The following is a 19,935-nucleotide window of genomic DNA, read 5'->3' as shown; positions in this document are numbered from 1 at the left end:
TCTTGCGCCGCGCATCCAATGGTTGCTTGACGCCGCACAGATACGGCGTGTCAGCCCTCGTCGGCCGGTGGCCAGGGGTAACCGCCTGTAGCTCAGGCGATCGGCTCCATCTTGCCGCCGACCGGAATGGCCGGCGCCGTCTTGTTGTCGGTGATCACGAGGTCGTAGCCGCCGCCGTCCTTGAGCCGCCATTGGCCGCCGACGAGCGGTGTCTTCGCGACATTCTTTGCAGCGAAAGGCGGCAGGTTCTTTCCGTCCCAGGCGATGGGCCCGACGAGGGTATCAAGTCTTGTGGCGGCAATTGCTTCGGCGACGGCGTCGCCGTCGGTCGGGTCGGCCGCCCGCTTCATGACGTCGACCGCCAGTTCGAACAGCGCATGCGCAAAACCGATCGGCTGCGTCCAGGGCCGGTTCGTGGCCTTGGTGAAGTTTCCGGCAATCTCGGCCGAACTCTCGCCGGTCAGAGACGACTTGAACGGGTGGCTCGGCGTCCACCAGATTTCCGACGAGAGATTGTGACCGGCATCGCCGAGCGCCTCCACCGTTTGCGGAAACAGAAGCGCCTTGCCGATCGAGGCGATCTTCGGTGCGAAACCCTGCTGTTTCGCCTGGTTCCAGAACGTCGTGAAATCCGGCGGGATCACGACGCCTGTGACAATCTCGCACTGGCCGGACTTGAAGGCGTTGATCTGCGCGGAGAAATCATCCGTCATATTCTGGTAGCGGCCGGGATCGGTGAGCGCATAGCCCATCTTTTCCAGGACGGGCGGGAAGCCGACCGTCTTGTCGCCCCAGGCGTTGCCGTCGCCGTCGTTGGGAAAGAGACCGGCCACTTGCTTGTTGGTCTCGATTTGCGCCCACATATTGGTAAAGACGGCAATGACGTCTTCCAGACCCCAGAAGAAGTGATAGGCATAATCGAAGGGCTTCCAGGAACTCGGGTCGCCCGGATTGCCTTGCTGGCCGATGAACCATGGCTGCCATGGAGCAACTGTGGAAATGCAAGGCATTTCCTCCGCCTCGCAGGTGGTCGCGACCGGGTTGGTCGTTTCCGGAGTGGACGCGACCAGCACGAGGTTGACCTCGTCCGTGACGATCAATTCCTTGGCGACTTCCGCTGCACGGTTCGGGTTCGACTGGCTGTCTTTCACGACAACCTCGTAGTTGAGGCCCATCGCCTTGGTCGCAGCCAGAAAGCTGTCGATGACGAATTTGTCGGCTTCGCCGAAGGCGGCGAGCGGCCCGGTCTGGGGGCTGACATAGCCAAGCTTGACCGGCGCGTTCTGCGCGATCGCCGGCATGGAAAGTCCGGACGTGACGGCAACCGCCCCCGTCGCCGCCGTGGTTTTCAAGAAATCACGCCTGGTAAACATAGTTCCTCCTCCCATTTCCCTCTCCTCCCAGAGAGTGTTTTCAGCGTGTCGGCCGCCTGCCCTCCCAGGCATCCTGCAGCAGGTCACGAATGGATCGCCGGTCAACCGGGCGCGGGTTCCAATAGGGATTCTCCGTGGCGATCTCCGCTGCCCGGTCGAGATCTGGCTCGCCTAAGCCGAGGTCCTTCAGCGCCAGTGGAGCGCCTATTTTCCTGGCGAAGTCCCAAAGGCCGCCGCCGACCGAGCCACCGAACATCTCGGCGGTCGGAGCCAGCAGTTCCGCAACGGCGGCGGCGTTGTAGCCGGCCGTATGCGGCAGCATGATTGCATGCGTTTCGGCATGCGGCGTGTCGAAGGTGCCGCCAAGCGTGTGGCAGATCTTGTGGTGCAGCGCCATGCCGACCGTGCCGAGCACTGTGCCGCAAAGCCAGGCACCATAAAGGGCGTCGGCGCGCACCTCGATATCGCTCGGAGCCTCGGCTATCTTCGGCAGGCTCGTCTCGAAGGCGCGAAGCCCCTCGGCCGCCATCAGCGTCGAGATCGGATTGCGGTCCTGAGCGTAAAGCGCCTCTACCGCATGCGCCATCGCGTTCAAACCGCTGTTGATGCTCATGCCGACCGGCAGTCCCAATGTCAGCGCTGGGTCATAGATCACGACCTCCGGCAGGATGCTCGGATGACGCACGGTCGTCTTCCGCCCGCCCTCGGTCTGCCCGAGGATCGGCGTCACCTCCGAGCCGGCGTAAGTCGTCGGAATGACGATCTGCGGCAGGTCGGTTCGATAGGCGATCGCCTTGCCGAGACCGGTAGTCGAGCCGCCGCCGAGCGAAACGACGCAGTCGGCGCCGGTTCGCGCAACGATCTCCATCGCCATCTCGGTCACATCGATCGGCGTGTGCATGACGGCGCCCGCAAAAACGCCGGCAGCGAGTGGCCCGAGGCGTTCCGCCAGCACTTCGGCATCGGTCTGCTGCTGGGGCGTAGAGAGCACGAGCGCTTTCTTGCAGCCGATTCTTTCCACCCATTCCCCGGCCTGAGCGCTTTTGCCTTGGCCGAAGACGATATGAGCTGGGCTGCCGCTATAGACGAAATTGCGGTTCATGCATCCGCTCCTTGCCTTGCGCGCGCCATCACGAAGGTGAAATCGAGCCGCCAGGCCGGCGCCCCTTTCCCATCCAGCCGCTTGAACTCGCGAACAAGGGCCTCCTTGACCCCGAAGATTGCATCCTCGCCGAGATGGGGATCGCTTGCGTCGTAGACATGCGTGGTGATCGTCTCGAAGCCGGGCGCCCTGACGATGAAGTGGAGGTGGGCCGGGCGGCATAGCGGATATCCCGCCTGCCGCAAGAGCTTGCCTACTGGACCGTCATCGGGCACGCGATAGCCGGAAGGCTTGACGGTCCGGTAGCAAAAACCGCCTTCCTCGTCCGTCTTGAAGATGCCGCGCAGATTGAATTCCGGTTGAAGATCGGGCTGCTGGTTCTCGTAGAAGCCTTCGGCATTGGCCTGCCAGGTGATGACTTCCGCGCCGGCGATCGGATGGCCATCGAGGTCCCGCACGCGGGCAAAAACCTCGAGCTTTTCGCCGATGCCATCCAGCGAAATGTCGCTGCCCGACGGCAGGTCGGGCGCATCGGCGCGAAAGAACGGGCCGCGAACCGTATTCGGTGTCGCGCCCTTAGGGCGACGCGAATTGATTTCCTCGACAAGCGCCGAGGCACCGAACAGATCGGAAAGCAGTACCCATTCCTGGCGGCGCTCGTCCGAGGCATGGCCGACGTCGGTCAGAAAGGCGATGACGTTACGCCAATCCGCCGGGGTCGGGCGCAATTCCCTGATGACTTGATGAAGGTGCATGACAACCGCCGCCAGAGCCTGCGGCAACCGCTTGTCGCTTACTTGCGGAAGTCGTTGCGCGAAAATCTCGGACGAGTTTGCCTCGCTGAAATTCAACGCCAGTGGCCCCGACGACATACTCTCCTCCAAGACATCGACTGTTGCTGAAGAAGCTAACCCAGGACGGCAAAGGCGTTGATGATTTTATTCCGATTTAATATAACCAAATGCTATGAAGTTCGATGAACGCCATCTGATCCAGCTCGCCGCGGTCGTGAAGGCCGGCGGCGTGACAGAGGGTGCGGCCCTGCTCGGGCTATCGCAGCCCGCCGTCTCGCGCACCCTTGCCCTTTTGGAAAGGCGGGTTGGCGAGCCGCTTTTCATCAAGGGCCGCCGGCCATTGCAGCCGACACCGCTCGGGCGCGCCTTGGCCGACCACGGCCAGATCATGCTGTCAGCATCGCGCAAAGCCTCCGATACCGTCGAAAGCTTCCGCGTCGGCCACAGCGGCGTTGTGCGTCTCGGAGGCACGCCTTTTTTCATGGACGGGCTCATTGCCGGCATGATCGCGGAATTCCAGAACCTTTATCCCGACGTCCGCATCGACCAGAGCTACGGCTACTTTCCCGATCTTCGCGCGGCACTCAAAGCCGATCAGATTGACCTCGCCATCTGTCCAATCGATATCCTGGACGAAGGATCGGGGCTCGAGTTCCAGCAGATACTGCCGGGCCGCAATGTGATTGCGTGCCGGGTAACGCATCCGCTGCTGATGAAGCGACGGCCGCAACCTGCTCATCTGCTCGCGTTTCCTTGGATCGCGCCGCCGCCGGGCAGCCCGCTGCTTGCCGATCTGCGCAGCATGCTTCTCTCCTTCGGCGCGACCGAGATCAAGATCCGCTATTCCGGCGGCTCATTGATGAGCGTCGTCAACTACATGAAAGCTGCGGACGCGCTGACGATCCTGCCCCACAGTGTCGTATTCGCGCTCCGGAGCCAGAGATCCATCACGGCACTGCCGGTCTCTATTCCCCATCCGGAGCGGGCACTCGGATTGCTCAAACGCTCGGACGCCCCGCGCACGCCCGCCGTGGACCAATTCGCCCGGCATGTTCGCACGGGGTTCGACAACCTCAAGCACCTCATCAAGCGGCATGAGCAGTCCGTCATCTGGGGCGCGTGACGTCTACTGCATGTTCCTTAAACCGTAGTCGATTTAAGGACAAAAACATGAAACAATTCAAAGGCTACAACGCCTTTGGCGCGTCTGATAAGACGCGCGGCGCTGTAGTTCGCTTCGGTAGAGCACCCGCCGCTCGGCAAAAATGCGTTCACGGGAAGGCTGGCGAAGGCTATAGCGGTCCCAACGCTGACGAACAGATTGGACCCGCCATGACCGATACCGTTACCGATCGCTTCCTCCGCTATGTCGTCATCGACACGCAGTCGGATCCCAAGTCATCGACGCAGCCCTCTACCGAAAAGCAGAAGAACCTCGCGCGGATATTGGTCGAGGAATTGCTGGCGATCGGTCTCACCGATGCGCATCTCGATGAGCACGGCTATGTCTATGCGACGATCCCGTCGAATGTCGACAAGCCGGTGCCCGTGATCTGCTTCTGCTCGCACATGGATACCGCGCCCGATTTCACCGGCGCCAACGTCAAGCCGCAAATCGTGCGAAACTACGCCGGTGGCGACATCCGGCTTTCAGGCGATCCGCAGCAGGTCATCCGCGTCAGCGATAATCCGGAGCTTGGCAACCAGATCGGCAACGACATCATCACAACAGACGGAACGACGCTGCTCGGCGCCGACGACAAGGCCGGCCTTGCCGAGATCATGACGGCTGCGCAATTCCTCGTCGATAATCCGGACGTCCGGCACGGTACGATCAAGCTTCTCTTCACCCCGGACGAGGAAATCGGCCGCGGCGTCGACAAGATCGATCTGAAAAAGCTCGGGGCAGAATTCGGCTATACGGTGGATGGCGAAACGGCCGGCCATATCGAGGACGAGACCTTCTCGGCCGACGGCGTCGAAATCCCCATCCGGGGCGTCGCGATCCATCCCGGCTTCGCCAAGGGAAAAATGGAGAACGCCATCAAGATCGCCGGCGCGATCATCGACCGCTTGCCGAAGGACATTGCCCCCGAGACGACGGCGGGCCGAGACGGCTTCGTTCACCCGATCGGCGTGACCGGTTCGATGGAAAAAGCCACGCTTGGCTTCATCGTCCGCGACTTCGATGAGGCCGGCCTTGCTGTCAAGGAAGCGATGCTCGAAGACATCGTGAATGGCGTGATGGCGGACTTTCCCGGTTCGAGCTACACGTTCGAGGTCAAGCAGCAGTACCGCAACATGAAGGCGATCCTCGATCGCCATCCGGAGATCGTCGAGAACGCCATGGAGGCGATCCGACGCGCCGGCATGGTGCCGGTGCGCGGCAGCATTCGCGGCGGCACCGATGGCTCGAGGCTGTCGTATATGGGCCTGCCCTGTGCCAACATCTTCGCTGGCGGACATGCCTTTCATTCGCCGCTCGAATGGATCAGCCGCCAGGATATGGACAAAAGTGTGAGGACGCTCGTCGAGTTGGCGAAGATTTGGGAGGAGCGCGCCTAATTTAGGGCAATTTCCAGGAAAACCGTGTAGCGGTTTTGCGCCCGGGATGGCGTAGTTGCAACGAGTTAGATTACACTCCAGGTGCGTGCGGCAGTTCGGGCCGCACACTGCCTCCGCCGGCGCCGGCAGGTCTACCCCCTGCCCTGCGGCAGATGGCCCCGGCCCAAGCGAAAGAAAGGACGTTTTCATCGACAACGTCCTTCCGTCGTTAAAGGGCCGTTCCGTCCGCTGCCTGCTGCGGACGGAACGGCAGGCGCGCCCTGCCTTGGGAGAGGTCAGTGTCCTTCGGACGCGCCAAACATCGTCTTGGCGTAAGTGATGCCGAGGCCGTAGGCGCCGCCGAACGTCTTGGCGATGCCGGTTGTCATCTCATAGGTCTCGCCGCGCGCCCAGTCGCGCTGCAGTTCGAGCAGGTACTGAAGCGAAGTCATCGGGCGGGCGCCGGCCTGAACCATGCGTTCGACGGCGCGCTCGTGCGCTTCCTCGGAGATATCGCCGCAAGCGTCAGTGATAATGTAGACCTCGAAGCCCTGGTCGAGCGCCGAGAGCGTCGGACCAACGATGCAGACGCTTGTCCAGAGACCGGCAAAGACGATGCGGGGCTTGCCGATCGCGTTCACTTCCTCGATCACCGCAGCATCTTCCCAGGTGTTCATCGATGTGCGGTCGAGCATCGCCTTGCCGGGGAAGGCCGCCGTGATCTCGTCGAACATCGGGCCCGAGAAGCTCTTCTCGGCGACGGTGGTGAGAATGGTCGATACGCCGAAGCCGGCGGCGGCATGGGCGACCAGCGCGGCATTGTTGCGCAGAAGCGTCGCGTCGATCGACTTCGTCGCAAGCGCCATCTGCGACTGGAAGTCGATCATGATGAGCGTATGGTCGGGCGGCGAAAGAAGCGTCTTACCGGGCGTCGGTTGAGCGTGAGGCATGTGGTCTCCGTTGGATTTCATATCTGTGAGCGTTTTGGTCGGTCAACGACGAGGGCGTAGAAGGAACAGCGCTCGACGGGACATCGTCTTGAATTTGCGGGATCCGATATCGATCATGGCAATTCCGCAGTGCTGTCCTGACACCTTTGGAGAATAGGCGGGTTGCCTGCGGCGGAAAATCGAAATGGTGGAAAACCATTCATTCCAGATTTTGCATACCGAGACGTTCTCAGCATGCCGCTGTGTCTGGGTCGATGAGGCGACCCCCTCCGAAGGGGCATGTCAGACCATAGTCCCACTCTTCTCAGACTTAGTGCCGATACCAAGCGCTTAGCGCTGCGGTAGTTGTTCCCACCTGCGTAAAGGTTGTGGAGTTTTGCCGTGACTAAGATCTTCGTTCTCGCGATGTCGCTGGTAATGATTGGTTTCTGGGGTTCCGTTGGCGCTCTGATCTATTCGCTGCTCACGTGATCCAATGGAGAAATGCCTCCGTGGGCAGTCCGCACGATATTGGGTAGCGGAACCTTCAGCCGTCCCCTATAGTTCCTCCTGGCAATGGAGGTTTGCCTAAGGAGGATCATATGAGTGACACCACTATTGGGTTTCTCGTAGCGGCTGAACTATCGGCCCTATTCTGGGCCGCAGTGCTCATGGTGGTCTTCTCGACTTTTTGATCGATCTGTCGGCCACACAGTCCTTCGGCGTGAGCAGCCGGCGGCCGAGCCGGCTGCTCCTTGATGCGTTGAGGCCATTTCACGCAGGCATCGCAAGTAGCACCGATGCTGGGGCATTTGTTCGGTTCGACAGCGCGCGCGCCTCGCCTGGCGCAAGACGGCAACTGTCGAGATATCCTAGCGTTACCGTCTCGTCCTGCGTCTCGATCGTTACCTCGCCGGCAACGCAGACGTAGATCTTCTCGACGGGCGCATCCTTCAGCGATGTGCGCGCCCCTGGGAGAAGATGCGACAGACCGACCCAGATCGTATCTGTGTCCGTCGCCTCCTTCCCCTGGAGACGAAGGCAGCGCATGTCGTAATGCTCCGCCGCCTCGTAGGGCTTCGCCTCTCGACAGAGGGTCACCTGCATCCGCAAAACCTCACGGCTTCAGGAGGACGCGTTCCGGCGTGCCGCGCAGCACCGAGGCATAGGCCTTGGCGGCGTCGGAAAAGCCGTAGACGGTGGCGGGATTGATCGGGAAAGGCTTCAGCAGGCCCTCCTCGAATTTCGGTTTCAGCCGGTCGAAGATGCGCGCGCCATCGACCGAGGAAAGTGCCAGGGTATCGATACCGATATATTTGTGGCGGCCGCGGAAGAAGTTGAAGATGTCGAACGGCACGGCTCGATCGAAGGTGGAGATGAAAATCTGTCGGGCCTGTTTCGCCATCGCCTTGTTGGCGATCTCGAAATAGGGACTGCCGACCGTATTGAAGACGATATCCGCGCCGTGGCCACCGCTCTTTTCCCGAACGATCGCCGCCACGTCGTCGCGGCCGCTGTTCAGCATTTCAACCGGCGCATTGGTATGGCCGAGCAATGGTTGGTCGTTGTACTCGACGGCGAAGACCTTGGCGCCAGCCATCGTCGCAAGCTGGATCGCCGCCTGTCCGACCTTGCCGTTGCCGCCGCAGACGAGGACGACATCGGTTGGCTGGACGCCGCCTGCCTCACGCAAACCTTCATAGGCCGTGATGAACGGCACGCCGATCGACCCTGCCTCCTCCATTGTGAAATTCTTGGGCTTTTCGCGCACCGCCTTCTGGTCGAGCACCATCCATCTGGCATGGCTGCCGTCCTGGCTGATGCCGAGTTCGCCGCCGCCCCCCCAGATCTCCATTCCGATCATCGATTTCGGGCCTTCCCGGACGATGCCGCCGAAATCGCGCCCGGGAATGCGCGGCCAGACCGCATGCGGCATGTGACCGAGCGAGGCTTTGACATCGCTGGGATTGACACCCGCCGCCATGATCTCCACCAGCACCTGCCCCGGTCCGGGGCGTGGCACGCTGACGTCGACGACGTCGATCAGCAGATTGTCGAGATCGGCAGAGGCTTGCGAAACGCGCAACGCCTTTGCGGCCTTCGTGTCAGTCAGCATATTCATGGTCTTCCCCTTTCATGGATGCGGCCGCTCAGGCCTTCAACTGCAGGATCTCTCGTGCTTCGAACGGATTGGCGATTTGGCCGCCCAGCTTCCCGACGATGTCGCAGGCCCGCTCAACGAGTTCACCGTTGCCTTTCGCGAGCACGCCCTTTGCGATGTATGAGTTGTCTTCGAGGCCGACGCGTACGTGTCCGCCGAGCAGATAGGCCTGGGCGGCCATCGGAAAGGACATGCGGCCGACGCCGAAGCCGGTCCACACCGCATCACGCGGCAACATCCGTACGGCGAGCGCCATGGCGTCGGCGGTCGAAGGCAGGCCGTATTTTACCCCGGTAACGATCGTGAACATCGCTGGAGACTTGAGCACGCCCGCCTTCAGGAGATCGTGCGCAAGCTGGATGTCACCGGTATCGAAAACCTCAAGCTCCGGTTTGACGCCGGCCCCATTGATGAGGTCGGCCATGATCTTCACGTTACCCGGCGTGTTGATCACGACTTCCGTCCCGAAGGTCATCGTGTTGAGATCGAGCGTCGCGATGTCCGGCTTCAATTCGAGAATATGTTCGACGCGCCGTTCCGGGCGCATCAGCGTCGTACGGGGCCCGGCGACCGCGGGGTTCTCGTCGCTCGGGTGATAGCGCCCGCCCGGTCCGGTCGTGACGTTCAATATCACCGCATCGTTCTTCGCCCGGATCCGCTCGATCACCTCGCGGTAGTGCTTGACCTCCATGGATGGCTTCGCCGTTTGCGGATCGCGCACGTGGATATGAACCACGGCCGCGCCAGCGTCCGCTGCTTCCAGACAGGAGTTGGCGATTTCTTCCGGGGTCACCGGCAGGCCGGGATGGTTTTCCCTGGTCGTGAGATTGCCCGTGACGGCGCAGGTAATGATGACTTTCGGCTGCATCAAAGGTGCCTCCCCCCGTCGACGACGATCCGGGTGCCGGTCGAGAATTTCAGATGTGTGGCGCAGGCGAGGATTGCCTCGGCGACGTCGGTGGGCGTCGTCAGCCGCTTGAGCGGGGTCGCTGCGGCAGCCTTCTCCTTGAACTCCTGGCCGCGGCCGGGAACAAACTCCGTATCGACGACGCCGGGGGAAACGGCCATGACGCGAATGTCCGGTGCGAGCGCGCGTGCGAGCGAATTGGTCATGATGTCCAAGCCCGCCTTGGCGCCGCAGTAGGCGATGTTCGAGCCGATCCCCGTGAAAGCGGCAATCGACGAGACGTTGACGATCAGCCCGTCTCGATGCGCTTTCAGCGCCGGGGCGAAGGCGCGCACAGTGGAAAAGACGCCGCGCCAGTTGTTGACGAAAATCTGGTCGATCAGCTCATCGGTCAGGCCTTCGAGATCACCATGGGCAACCGGGCTCGTCACGCCGGCCGTGTTCACTAGGATGTCGGCGCGATCAAGGGTCTCAAGCGTCCTGTCCCGAAACGCATTGATGCTCGACGAGTCCTCGATCGAGACAGGCAGGGCTACGTGTCCCTCGCCCGGCAACGCTGCGACGATCGCCTCCGCCGTCTCCTTTCCGGAGCGGTAACCGACCACGACCCGGGCGCCGGCTTCGGCGAACAGGCGGCAGGCTTCCCGCCCGATGCCGCCGGACCCGCCGGCGACGACTGCAACCTTTCCCTTCAGGGCATCAGACAAGCGCATTATCGATGCCCTCACGATTTGCTGCCGGAAATCGGCGGAACCGGATAGCTCGGTTCGCCCTCGATCAGCTTGAACTGGTACTCGCAGGTGTAGAAAGGCAGCGGCGTTTCCGGGTAGTCGGGATGCTGCTCCGTATGTTCGACGAACTTGCCGACGATCTGGGTCTTGGCTCCGAAGACAACGTCCGTCACCAGCGCCTGCGGCGTATCGGAGAATATCTGGGTGATCAACGTCTTGTGGCCCGGCGCCGAGACGATGAAGTGGATGTGGGCGGGCCGCATCGGGTGGCGCCGCTGTGCTCTCAGCAGGTCGCCCACAGGCCCATCGGTCGGAACCGGATAGCCGGCCGGCTTCACCGACGTGAAGTGAAAGCGCCCTTCGGCATCGGTGCGGAACACACCGCGGAGATTGAAATCGTCCTGCTCCGCGTCCTGATTTTCATAGAGGCCGACCGGGGAAGCCTGCCAGACATCGAGCTTCGCATCGGCGACCGGCTTGCCATCGACGCCAGTGACCGTACCCTTGAAATAGAGCGTCGGGCCGGGCGTTTCGGAACGCGCGATGCAGTCTCCGCATTCGCAAACGGGCGCTTGGCCGCGATAGAAGGGGCCGAGCAGCGCCGACATCGTCTCGCCCTGCATGCCGTTATTGTTGATGAGGTCGATCAGCGTCGAAGCGCCGAGGACATCTGCTGCGAGCACGACCTCGTTGTTGGTCTCGTGGGTGTGGTGGCCGAGTGCCGCGATCCAGCGCAGTCCGTATTCGAACTCCTCCTCGGTCGGTCGTGTCTCGATGATGAATTCATGGAGATGACGGACCATCGACTCCATCAATTGCTTGAGCCGCGGGTTCGACGTCCGTGACATCGCGGCCAAGACGGTCGGCGTCACGTCGGCGACGGTTTCGATGAGTTTCGGCTCGACTGTTACGTGTTGCATCCTGCTTCTCCTGTCGTTTGCCGGCGTTCAGGCGGCCGCTGCCTTCAAGGCCTGGAGATGTGGATATTTTCTCCGTGAGCAGCGAGCCGTGGTAATAGGTCTTGGGAAAGGCTTCGGTCGCGCGGATGCGATCGAGCCAGGCGGCGATCTCGGGAGCATCGGCCCACAGGCGGCCGAGATTGATGTCATCCATCCGCACGATGACCGGCATGATGGCGATGTCCGCCAAAGAAAGATCGTCGCCCATCAGCCATGGTCCGCCGCTTTCGTTGAGCCAACGTGCCATGCGGTCGATGCCGCGTCGAAGACGCGCAAGCGCCTCGTCCATTTCCGATTGCGGAAAGCCGGTGCGTCCCATTTTCATCAGGAACTCGCGGCGCAGCGGCTTGCTCTCGCAGACCGCCAGGAACTCCTCCTCCGTCATGGCCTGATAATGGGGCAGGAAGGCCAAGTTATAGGACGGCACGCGCACGGCCGGCGTGGGCACTTCGTCGATATAGCGCATCATTGCCCGCATCCGTGCGACCGCGAGCGGGTCACGCGGACGCAGGGGCGCGAAATCGGCAACGACGTCTTCGAGATATTCCATGATCACCGAGGAATCGATCACCGCCGCACCTTGATGCACGAGCGCGGGAACCAACCCGTTCGGATTGATGGCAAGGTATTCAGGCTTCAGCTGGTCGCCCCTGAAAAGGTCCAGCTTGTGCTCCTCGAAGGTCCTGCCCTTGGCGTGGAGCACATAGCGCACCCGTTGACTGCAGGTGGACTGGGGTGCGTTGTAAAGTGCGTATTCAGACATGACATCCTCCTCTCGCCGTTCGGGCAAGGCTCAATCCGTAACGTTCAGGAACGGTCGCTCCGGCGGCGCCGGCGCTTAATCCCAGTTGAGCACGCGTGGCAGCTTGCCTTTCTTCGCCAGCGTGCCGATCAGCCCCAAGGGGAAGAATATAAGGCCCACCGCCATCACCAGGCCGGTTCCGAGAATGTTGATCTCAGAGGCGCCCATCGTGGCGACGAAGAATTCGTTCAGCGCGACGATCAGGATGGCGCCGACCACAGGCCCTGCAATCGTGCCCTTCCCTCCGAGTATCGACATCAGCACGAGGTTTGCCGAAACGAGGATCAAGAGAAAAATATTCGGGCGAAGATAGGTCAGATATTCGCCCCAGACCGCGCCGGTCATGCCAACGAAGAAAGCCGAGAGTGCGAAAGCCATGACCTTATAGAAGCGCGTGTCGATGCCGGCGCTTTCCGCCTTGATCTCGTCTTTCGAGATCGCCCTTAAACCAAGACCGAACTTCGAATGCTTGATGCGATAGGTCGCCCAGACCGTGAAGGCCGCGATTGCGATCATCGCGTAATAATAGGGAAGCTTTGCCCACTGCACTGGCAGGTCATTGGTCGGCAGGTCAGGCCATTGGCGCCGCCGACGAATTCCCAGTTGTCGAACAGGATGCGCGCGATCATCAGAAGCGCGATCGACGAGATGATGAAACTTGGTCCGCGTACCTTGAGCGTGATCAGGCCGATCAAGTAGCCGAGAACAGCCGCGACGAGACCGGCAAGAGGCGCCGTGATGATAGTCGAGATGCCATAGCGCGCCAGCAGCATGCCGGCGAAGTAGCCACCGACGCCGAAGAACACGCTGTGACCCAGCGAGACGTAGCCAGCGAAGCCGCCGAGGATGTTCCATCCCGAAGCCATCGCCACATAGGAGGCGGTGAACAGCACGAGGTGAAGCACGTAGTTGTAGTTGCCTACGAATTGCAGGAGCGGCAGCGCGACGAGGATCGCCAACAGCGCCAGGGGAAACCATGTGGCTCTTGTCTGGTCGGCCTTGCGGGCGAGTTTCTCGTTATGTGCACGACGTGCCTTGAGGACGGAACTGGCGCTGGATTGCTGAAGAGTAACGGTCATCATGCCATCTCCGGTTTTTCGCCGAACAGCCCCTGGGGCCGGATCAGCAGGATGAGGAAAAGGGCGAGGAAGAAAGTCATCGTCGACCAGGTGGCGCCGATCCACGTGCCGACGAAGGCGGCCACGACTGACAGCAGCAGTGCAGCGACGACTGTCCCCAGGATGCTGCCCATGCCGCCGAGCACGACCACCGACATCAGCATCGCGATCCACTCCCAGTGCTTGGCCGGAAAGAAGCTGAAGACGAAGCTGACAAGTGAGCCGGCAGCGCCGGCGAGACCGATGCCGATCGCGAAGGCGAGAATGCTGATGAAGTTGACATTGACGCCCAGGAGCTCTGCCGCCTCGCGGTTCTGCGTGGTGGCGCGGATTGCATAACCGAGGCGCGAATATTTCAGGAAAAGCGTGAGCGCGGCGATGATCGCGAGCGACAACACCCCTGCATAGAGCTGCCCCTTCGGAATGAAGACGTCGCCGATGAAGAAGGCATCAGTCGCGTAATCGGGCGAGGTCACGCGCTGGGTGTTGGTGAACAGGCCGCCGAGCACACCCTCCGCCATCATCGCCAGCGCGAAGGTGAGAAGCACCGTCATCTCCGAGTATTTTGCGCTCTTCGTCTCCTTCTCGAACATCAGGCGGTAGAGGAGGACGCCGACCGCCGCCAAGATGGCCGCCGACACCGGCAGCATCACGATCGGATCGATGCCAAGGACTTTGAAGGCCCAGTAGGCGATGTAGGCACCGGCGATTATCAGCGACGGATGCGCGAGATTGACGATGCGCATGACGCCGAAGACGAGCGAGAGGCCGGATCCCATCAGGGCGATGACGCCGCCAAGCGCCAGGCCGAGGATCAATATCTGGAGTATATCTGCCATGTTTCCCCCTTCAGGCGGCCTTCTTGCCGCCAAGGTAGAGTTCCTGGATGCGCGGATCGGCGAGCACGTCGGCGGCCGGCCCTTCGAACAGCGTCCGGCCCAGATCGAGTACGACGCCCCAGTCGGAATTCTTGAGGCCCATAAGCGCGTTCTGTTCGACCAGAAGAACCGTCACGCCTTCGGCCGACATCATCTTCATGATGTCGAACATCTCCTGGATCACTTTCGGCGCGAGCCCGAGCGACGGCTCGTCGAGCATGACGATCGCCGGTTTGATGATGAGCGTGCGGGCCATGGCGAGCGTCTGCTGCTGACCGCCCGACATCGTCCCGGCATGCTGGTCTGCGCGCTCGCGCAGGATGGGAAAGCGCTCGAGGATTTCGCCGATCCGACGCTCGAGCTCCCTTTGGTCATCGAGGATGAAGCCGCCCATGCGCAGGTTTTCGCGCACGGTCATCTTGGGAAACAGAGCCCGCTCCTGGGGCACGAAGCAGATGCCCTCGCGCAGAATCTGGTCAGGACGCATGCCATTGAGGCGCTTGCCCTTGAAGACCACATCGCCCTTGCGGATCGTCAGCATGCCGCAGATGGACTTGAGCAGCGTAGACTTGCCTGCGCCATTCGGCCCGATGATGCAATGGACCTTGCCGGGCTCGACGGTAAGATGCGCGCCATCGAGGATCGCCGGTCCGTCGCCATAGCCCGCCGTGATGTCGGTCACTTGAAGCAGCTCGGTCATCAGGCAGCCTCCTCTTCGAGAACACCGCCGAGATAGGCATCGAGCACGTGCGGGTCCTTGCGCACCATCTCCGGCGAGCCGTCGCAGATCACGCGGCCCTGCGCCATGACCACCACCTTGTGGGAGAGCCGCATGATCAAGTCCATGTTGTGCTCAACGATAAGAACCGTGAGGCCCTTCTCGTTGAGCGCGCGGATGTGGCCGATGATCTCTTCCATCAAGGAGGGGTTGACGCCGCCGGCCGGTTCGTCGAGCAGGATGATCTTCGGATCCGACATCAAAAGTGCCGCCAGATCCATCAGCTTCTTCTGGCCGTAGGAGAGATTGTGGCCGTCTTCGTAGGCGATGCGGGTGATGCCGAGGAAGTCGAGGATCGTCATCGCCTTGTCCTTCTCTTCCGCGCTCATGGCCGGTCGCAGCAGGCCGCGGATGCCATCGACCCGCGACTGCACGATGACGTTCTCGATGACCGTCATGTCCGAGAGGTTGCGGGAGATCTGGAAGGTGCGGCTGAGGCCCTTTGCGGTGATCTTGTGCGGCCGCAATTGATCGATCCGCACGCCGTCGAGCCAGACCTCGCCGGATGTCGGCGTGACCGTGCGGCTGATACAGTTGAAGGCTGTCGTCTTGCCGGCACCGTTCGGTCCGATCAGGGCTGTGATCGAGCCCCCTTCAACCGTGAATGTCGCACCGTCGACGGCCTTGATGCCCCCATGCTTGCAAAGATTCTTCACTTCGAGCATTAGCCCGACCTCCATTTCCTCGAGACGATTTCCTGCCGTCCGGATGCGGGTTCTTGGCCACATCCGGACACGCTTAGAAGCCAGCCTTGGGATAGCTGAATGGAACGACGCCTTCGAACTCGCCGGTCGGATATACAAAGTTCAGCTTGCCATCCTGCCACTGCGTCATGATGTGCGACTTGTCCTTGGCGAGGCCGCGCTCATCCCACGAGAAGCGGCCAAGCACAGTGCGCACCGGTTCCTCCTTCGTGCGCGCATGCAGCCATTCGCCCATCTTGGCGTTGTCCGTGGTGCCGGCCCCGCTGATCGCCTGCTCGATGCCCTGGCAGACGGCGAATGGGATGGCGCTGTCTTCATCCGGCTCCACGCCGTATTCCGCCTCGAAGGTCTTGACGAAATCGGCATTGCTGAAGGGCTTGCCGGCAAGAGTGCTTTCGAAAGGTACGTCCTTATGCCAGGTGGTGTGGATCATCACGCCGTTGGCCGCATTCTCACCAACACCCTCGATAAATTCCGTCTGTGCGCCCTGGCTCAGATAGACGAGCTTCGGCGTCGCGCCGACGGTTTTCAGGCTGCGAGTGAGTTGAACCGCCTCTTCCGCCGACGCGGTAAGGCCGATGATCATCTCGGCGCCGGAGCGCTTGATCGAATTGGCGAGGTTCAGCCAGTCGTTGAAGCCTTCCTCCGGCCATTTCTCCTGCATGACAACCTCGATGCCGGCGTCTGCGAGATAGCCGGGTGCGAGATCGGCAATCTCCTTTTCGGTTGCCGGGTCCTTGACCTTTTCGCCAAGCAGGCCAGCCGCAATCGCATTGGCGAAGAAGTCATCGGCGGAGACGATTGCCGCGGTCTTCGGGCCTTGGCCAGCAGCGATGAGGTCCTTGATCACGGCGACCACGTCCTTGCCGGTGTATTCCGCCGCGCTGACCTGGAAATAGAAAAGATTCCGATATCCCTGCTCGTAGATGCGCAAGGCGCCGCCGGAGGGAACGGCGTGAACCATGTTGTATTTGGAAAGAATGCTGCCGACCGGAAAGGTCAGCCGACTCGAGAAGGTGCCATAAACGGCATCGACCTTGTCGACATTGATGAAACGCTCATACTGGTTGATTGCGGTCGCCGGATCCGAGCGGTTGTCGCTGACCACAAGTTCGACCTGACGGCCGAGAATGCCCCCGGCTTCGTTGATCAGCTTGGTGCAGAGTTCATATCCGCGCTTGTGCTTCTCGCCGCTGACCGACAGGCCACCGGTAATCGGCAAGGATGCGCCGATTTTCAGCGTTTGCGCTTGCGCAGCCGTCGCAAGAGCCAGGGCGGTCGTTACCGCCAAAAATCTACCGAGAGTTCTTCGAGTTCTTCCAAGTCTCACTGATGCTCCTCCTTCTCCATCACGAAACTGTACGCAATCGATTGCACGCGTCGCCAAAAAATAAAGCCGGCAACACACGGCTCATTCCTCTGCGGGAACTCCTCTTCCCGCGAAATCATCGATGTGGCCCGCCGACCGAGATTGCGTCACTCAAGGCAATCCGCGTGCAAACGATTGCGCAGAATAGGTAACATGACGTTTGTCAAGCGTCAAGGAAGATTGTGCAATCGATTGCTTATTCGTCGCCTCCTTGTAGAATGGCGTCCCATGTCGGGGCACAGGAAATGCTGAAAAAAAGAATTACCCTCAAGGATATAGCACGCGAGACGGGCGTCCATGTCTCGACCGTTTCGCGGGCGCTCGATCCGGTCGAGCGTAAGAACATCACGGAAGAGGTCGTCAAACGCATCCAGGCGGCCGCCGATACACTCGGCTATCGGCCGAACAGGATCGCGGCGGGTCTCAGGACCAACCGGACAATGAGCGTCGGGGTGATGATCCCCGACATCACCAACCTCATTTTCCCACCGATCCTGCGCGGCATAGAAAGCGTGCTCGAGCCGCTCGGTTACGCCTCGATCATTGTCAATACCGACAGCGACAGGGACCGGGAGACCCGCCTGCTGGATGTTCTGCGCGATCGCGGCGTCGATGGCATTATCCATGCGGCGGTCCTGCGAAGCGACCCTTCGATCGCCAAGGCGGCCCAGGACGGGCTTCCGGTCGTGACCCTCAACCGCAAGGTGGAGTTTTCCGACATACCCTATGTCATCAATGACGAGGACGCCGGCATCTGCCAGATGCTGCGGCATCTCCGCGAACTCGGCCATGAGCGGATCGCACATATCGCTGGCCCCCAGGATCTTTCCACCGGACAGTTGCGCCTCGCCGCATTCCGAAAGGCCGCGGATGATCTTGCGGCCGCCATCGATGAGGACCTGATCGTCACCGCCACCCGTTTCGACGAACAGGAGGGCCGCCGCTGCCTGACCGCCTTGGTTTTTTCGGGCAAGGTTTTCACCGCAGTGCTTTGCGCCAACGACCGTCTCGCACTCGGAGCGATCGAGGCACTGCGCGAACGCGGCATCGATTGTCCTCGCCAGGTTTCCGTCACCGGCTTCAACGACATGCCGCTTCTGGAACTTATCCGCCCCAAGCTCACGACCGTCAGGATCCAGCAGCACGGCGCCGGGCGTGCGGCCGCAAACATCCTGCTGCGGTTGATGAATGCCGATGCGCCGAACGTCGATATCGAAACCGTGCTGCCGGTCGAGCTTGTCGTGCGCGAGAGCACGGCACCGGTCGTTGGCGGCGACAGATGGCAAAGTGCGGCCCGCTCGAATTGATGCGTGCCGATGGCGGCCGGCTACCAACCCCAGAAAAACAGGAACCAGCCCGTGTTGGCGGTCGCGATGGCGAGACCGATGCTGGCAAGCGCCATCAGGCGTCGGCCTTTACCCCTGCAATAGAGGCCGGTGACGTGCCAGGACAGGGCGCCGGACCAGCCGCTGGCAAGGATGAGCATGGCCACGCGCGCGTAGTCGATCCAAGGCAGATCGATTCCGTCCATGCGAAGCTGCGTGACCGAGAATGCGGATAGCCCGAGAAAGACGCCGGCGGCTGCAATCGGGATGAGCGTCTGCGCCAGATGATGAAATCGCCCGGGATTCCAGCGGCCGAGGCACAGCGTAGCGATGGAGAGCAGCAATGTGATAGCGAGCCCGGCGGCGAGCGCCGTCGTGAGCACGTAGAAAACGAGGGTCGCCCCGTCGAGGAGCGTCAGCACATCGTTTCTTTCGGGATAATTCGTGAGCACCCACCAGGGCGGGGAAATCTCCAACGGCCACAGCACGTTGCTTTCGACAAGCCTTTCGGCAGTCCATTGTTTCGTCGCATTGAACCATGGGCTCCCGGTCCAATGAAAGGCGCCGACGGCGACCCCCATCAGTCCGAAGACGATCAGCACCGTTTCCCACGGCTTCGGATGTTCCCCCGCCACATGCACGATTTCATGAGAGGGCGAACGGTGGGCGAGCCGGATCGCCCCGCGGAATCCGCTGCACCGACCGCACATATGGCAGTCGCTCGCGCCGCGCATCGTCTTCAGCGGCACTAGCGGCGCACAGTTCACCACGCCTGGGTTCAGCCCGACACCTTGGCTCTGCCGCCAGATCTCCTGATCGACGCGGAAATGAAGCGGCGCGAGTTTGGCGAGTAGGCCGAAGACTCCGCCGACGGGGCAGAGATAGCGGCACCACACGCGCTTTTCCTTGCCATAGAGATAACCCACCACAGCCGCCGCCAGCGTCGAGCCGCCGAGTACCAGCAGCGCGGGTTTTGGATATTGATAAACGCTGACCATCTGGCCGTAGAGCGTCGTGCCGGCAAAGGCGATTGTCGGCCAGCCGTTCCACCTGACCCAGCGCGGTATGCCGCCTCCGCGTCCATGTCGGCTGCTGAATTCGGAAATCGCCCCTTCCGGGCAAAGGAGCCCGCACCACACGCGACCGACGAGCGCTGTCGCAAGCAGCACCATCGGCCACCATATGCCCCAGAACGCAAATTGCGCGAAGCGGGTGAAGTCGTCCCAGACATGCGCCGCGTTGCCCGGCATAGGCAGGAGCACCGGCACGACGAGCAGCACCGCATACACAAGAACGACGCTCCATTGAACCCAACGGATTTGCCGCTGGTGTCCTGCCAGCCAGTCACCGATCCGCTGCCAGACATCTTGCTGCGGCCGCAACAGGAAGACGGTCGTGGTCATGCGACGTTCCACGGATTCGCCCGGTTTGTCCGCAGCAGCGGTCTGGCAGCGGATCGGT

20 protein-coding genes are annotated in these 19,935 nt (G+C 61.5%); 3 read left to right on the top strand and 17 right to left on the bottom strand.

What is annotated here, in order from left to right:
• Positions 1-92: 92 nt before the first annotated feature.
• Genes QN224_RS20220 through QN224_RS20210 form a run of 3 tightly spaced genes read right to left on the bottom strand, consistent with a single transcriptional unit; the run spans position 93 to position 3,347 of the window.
• Positions 93-1,373: an ABC transporter substrate-binding protein gene (locus QN224_RS20220; protein WP_283978111.1), complete on the bottom strand. Its 1,281-nt coding sequence runs from the start codon at positions 1,371-1,373 to the stop codon at positions 93-95.
• Positions 1,374-1,413: 40 nt separating this feature from the next.
• Positions 1,414-2,475, bottom strand: coding sequence for a maleylacetate reductase (locus tag QN224_RS20215; protein WP_283978110.1), 1,062 nt, complete (start codon positions 2,473-2,475; stop codon positions 1,414-1,416).
• On the bottom strand, positions 2,472-3,347 hold the full coding sequence (locus tag QN224_RS20210; RefSeq protein ID WP_283978109.1) for a dioxygenase: 876 nt from the start codon (positions 3,345-3,347) through the stop codon (positions 2,472-2,474). The genes QN224_RS20215 and QN224_RS20210 overlap by 4 nt, the downstream gene beginning before the upstream one ends.
• Positions 3,348-3,441: 94 nt before the next feature.
• Between QN224_RS20210 and QN224_RS20205 the strand changes: the two genes are divergently transcribed.
• Together QN224_RS20205 and pepT are read left to right on the top strand one after the other, a co-directional pair.
• Positions 3,442-4,392: a LysR family transcriptional regulator gene (locus QN224_RS20205; protein WP_283978108.1), complete on the top strand. Its 951-nt coding sequence runs from the start codon at positions 3,442-3,444 to the stop codon at positions 4,390-4,392.
• Positions 4,393-4,601: 209 nt separating this feature from the next.
• Positions 4,602-5,834, top strand: a complete 1,233-nt coding sequence (pepT, locus tag QN224_RS20200; RefSeq protein WP_283978306.1) for a peptidase T — start codon at positions 4,602-4,604, stop codon at positions 5,832-5,834.
• Between the two features lie 275 nt (positions 5,835-6,109).
• Here the strand turns inward: pepT and QN224_RS20195 are convergent, their stop codons facing one another.
• The 13 genes from QN224_RS20195 to QN224_RS20135 form a co-directional block, all read right to left on the bottom strand.
• Positions 6,110-6,763: a hydrolase gene (locus tag QN224_RS20195; protein ID WP_283978107.1), complete on the bottom strand. Its 654-nt coding sequence runs from the start codon at positions 6,761-6,763 to the stop codon at positions 6,110-6,112.
• A 753-nt stretch (positions 6,764-7,516) separates the two neighbouring features.
• Positions 7,517-7,849, bottom strand: coding sequence for a cupin domain-containing protein (locus tag QN224_RS20190; RefSeq protein WP_283978106.1), 333 nt, complete (start codon positions 7,847-7,849; stop codon positions 7,517-7,519).
• 10 nt (positions 7,850-7,859) lie between these two features.
• Positions 7,860-8,864 (bottom strand): zinc-binding alcohol dehydrogenase family protein, encoded by a 1,005-nt coding sequence (locus tag QN224_RS20185; protein ID WP_283978105.1) that lies wholly within the window; start codon positions 8,862-8,864, stop codon positions 7,860-7,862.
• A gap of 28 nt (positions 8,865-8,892) precedes the next feature.
• Entirely contained in the window at positions 8,893-9,771 is an 879-nt protein-coding gene (locus QN224_RS20180) for a 3-keto-5-aminohexanoate cleavage protein (RefSeq protein ID WP_173513407.1), read from the bottom strand.
• Positions 9,771-10,523, bottom strand: a complete 753-nt coding sequence (locus tag QN224_RS20175; protein WP_283978104.1) for an SDR family oxidoreductase — start codon at positions 10,521-10,523, stop codon at positions 9,771-9,773. Before QN224_RS20175 ends, QN224_RS20180 begins: the two co-directional genes overlap by 1 nt.
• Positions 10,524-10,534: 11 nt before the next feature.
• Entirely contained in the window at positions 10,535-11,344 is an 810-nt protein-coding gene (locus QN224_RS20170) for a dioxygenase (protein WP_283978103.1), read from the bottom strand.
• Positions 11,325-12,263, bottom strand: coding sequence for a glutathione S-transferase family protein (locus QN224_RS20165; RefSeq protein WP_283978102.1), 939 nt, complete (start codon positions 12,261-12,263; stop codon positions 11,325-11,327). Before QN224_RS20165 ends, QN224_RS20170 begins: the two co-directional genes overlap by 20 nt.
• Before the next feature lie 75 nt (positions 12,264-12,338).
• A complete protein-coding gene (locus QN224_RS20160; RefSeq protein WP_283978101.1) occupies positions 12,339-12,851 on the bottom strand; it encodes a branched-chain amino acid ABC transporter permease in 513 nt (170 codons plus the stop codon).
• The gene (locus QN224_RS20155) at positions 12,815-13,381 is read right to left on the bottom strand and encodes a branched-chain amino acid ABC transporter permease (protein ID WP_283978100.1); all 567 of its coding nucleotides are present in this window, start codon (positions 13,379-13,381) and stop codon (positions 12,815-12,817) included. Before QN224_RS20155 ends, QN224_RS20160 begins: the two co-directional genes overlap by 37 nt.
• Positions 13,381-14,259: a branched-chain amino acid ABC transporter permease gene (locus QN224_RS20150; RefSeq protein ID WP_173513402.1), complete on the bottom strand. Its 879-nt coding sequence runs from the start codon at positions 14,257-14,259 to the stop codon at positions 13,381-13,383. Before QN224_RS20150 ends, QN224_RS20155 begins: the two co-directional genes overlap by 1 nt.
• Positions 14,260-14,269: 10 nt before the next feature.
• Positions 14,270-14,998, bottom strand: coding sequence for an ABC transporter ATP-binding protein (locus QN224_RS20145; protein ID WP_283978099.1), 729 nt, complete (start codon positions 14,996-14,998; stop codon positions 14,270-14,272).
• Positions 14,998-15,741 carry an ABC transporter ATP-binding protein gene (locus tag QN224_RS20140; RefSeq protein ID WP_283978098.1) on the bottom strand — a complete coding sequence of 248 codons (744 nt, stop codon included), beginning with the start codon at positions 15,739-15,741 and terminating at the stop codon, positions 14,998-15,000. The genes QN224_RS20145 and QN224_RS20140 overlap by 1 nt, the downstream gene beginning before the upstream one ends.
• 73 nt (positions 15,742-15,814) lie before the next feature.
• On the bottom strand, positions 15,815-17,071 hold the full coding sequence (locus tag QN224_RS20135) for an amino acid ABC transporter substrate-binding protein (RefSeq protein ID WP_283978097.1): 1,257 nt from the start codon (positions 17,069-17,071) through the stop codon (positions 15,815-15,817).
• A 323-nt stretch (positions 17,072-17,394) separates the two neighbouring features.
• Here QN224_RS20135 and QN224_RS20130 point away from each other — a divergent pair, with 323 nt between their 5' ends.
• Positions 17,395-18,456: a LacI family DNA-binding transcriptional regulator gene (locus QN224_RS20130; RefSeq protein ID WP_283978096.1), complete on the top strand. Its 1,062-nt coding sequence runs from the start codon at positions 17,395-17,397 to the stop codon at positions 18,454-18,456.
• Between the two features lie 20 nt (positions 18,457-18,476).
• Here the strand turns inward: QN224_RS20130 and QN224_RS20125 are convergent, their stop codons facing one another.
• On the bottom strand, positions 18,477-19,877 hold the full coding sequence (locus QN224_RS20125; RefSeq protein WP_283978095.1) for a 4Fe-4S binding protein: 1,401 nt from the start codon (positions 19,875-19,877) through the stop codon (positions 18,477-18,479).
• Positions 19,878-19,935 lie beyond the last annotated feature (58 nt).

This window comes from Sinorhizobium sp. 7-81 (assembly GCF_030124405.1).
Lineage (GTDB): Bacteria > Pseudomonadota > Alphaproteobacteria > Rhizobiales > Rhizobiaceae > Sinorhizobium > Sinorhizobium psoraleae.
Note: the sequence above shows the minus strand (reverse complement) of the source record. Positions and strands in the feature narration are given on the sequence as shown.

Coding starts and splice junctions, on each gene's coding strand:
- QN224_RS20220 (WP_283978111.1), bottom strand. CDS start 1,373: ATGTTTACCAGGCGTGATTTCTTGAAAACCACGGCGGCGACGGGGGCG.
- QN224_RS20215 (WP_283978110.1), bottom strand. CDS start 2,475: ATGAACCGCAATTTCGTCTATAGCGGCAGCCCAGCTCATATCGTCTTC.
- QN224_RS20210 (WP_283978109.1), bottom strand. CDS start 3,347: ATGTCGTCGGGGCCACTGGCGTTGAATTTCAGCGAGGCAAACTCGTCC.
- QN224_RS20205 (WP_283978108.1), top strand. CDS start 3,442: ATGAAGTTCGATGAACGCCATCTGATCCAGCTCGCCGCGGTCGTGAAG.
- pepT (WP_283978306.1), top strand. CDS start 4,602: ATGACCGATACCGTTACCGATCGCTTCCTCCGCTATGTCGTCATCGAC.
- QN224_RS20195 (WP_283978107.1), bottom strand. CDS start 6,763: ATGCCTCACGCTCAACCGACGCCCGGTAAGACGCTTCTTTCGCCGCCC.
- QN224_RS20190 (WP_283978106.1), bottom strand. CDS start 7,849: ATGCAGGTGACCCTCTGTCGAGAGGCGAAGCCCTACGAGGCGGCGGAG.
- QN224_RS20185 (WP_283978105.1), bottom strand. CDS start 8,864: ATGAATATGCTGACTGACACGAAGGCCGCAAAGGCGTTGCGCGTTTCG.
- QN224_RS20180 (WP_173513407.1), bottom strand. CDS start 9,771: ATGCAGCCGAAAGTCATCATTACCTGCGCCGTCACGGGCAATCTCACG.
- QN224_RS20175 (WP_283978104.1), bottom strand. CDS start 10,523: ATGCGCTTGTCTGATGCCCTGAAGGGAAAGGTTGCAGTCGTCGCCGGC.
- QN224_RS20170 (WP_283978103.1), bottom strand. CDS start 11,344: ATGGTCCGTCATCTCCATGAATTCATCATCGAGACACGACCGACCGAG.
- QN224_RS20165 (WP_283978102.1), bottom strand. CDS start 12,263: ATGTCTGAATACGCACTTTACAACGCACCCCAGTCCACCTGCAGTCAA.
- QN224_RS20155 (WP_283978100.1), bottom strand. CDS start 13,381: ATGACCGTTACTCTTCAGCAATCCAGCGCCAGTTCCGTCCTCAAGGCA.
- QN224_RS20150 (WP_173513402.1), bottom strand. CDS start 14,259: ATGGCAGATATACTCCAGATATTGATCCTCGGCCTGGCGCTTGGCGGC.
- QN224_RS20145 (WP_283978099.1), bottom strand. CDS start 14,998: ATGACCGAGCTGCTTCAAGTGACCGACATCACGGCGGGCTATGGCGAC.
- QN224_RS20140 (WP_283978098.1), bottom strand. CDS start 15,741: ATGCTCGAAGTGAAGAATCTTTGCAAGCATGGGGGCATCAAGGCCGTC.
- QN224_RS20130 (WP_283978096.1), top strand. CDS start 17,395: ATGCTGAAAAAAAGAATTACCCTCAAGGATATAGCACGCGAGACGGGC.
- QN224_RS20125 (WP_283978095.1), bottom strand. CDS start 19,877: ATGACCACGACCGTCTTCCTGTTGCGGCCGCAGCAAGATGTCTGGCAG.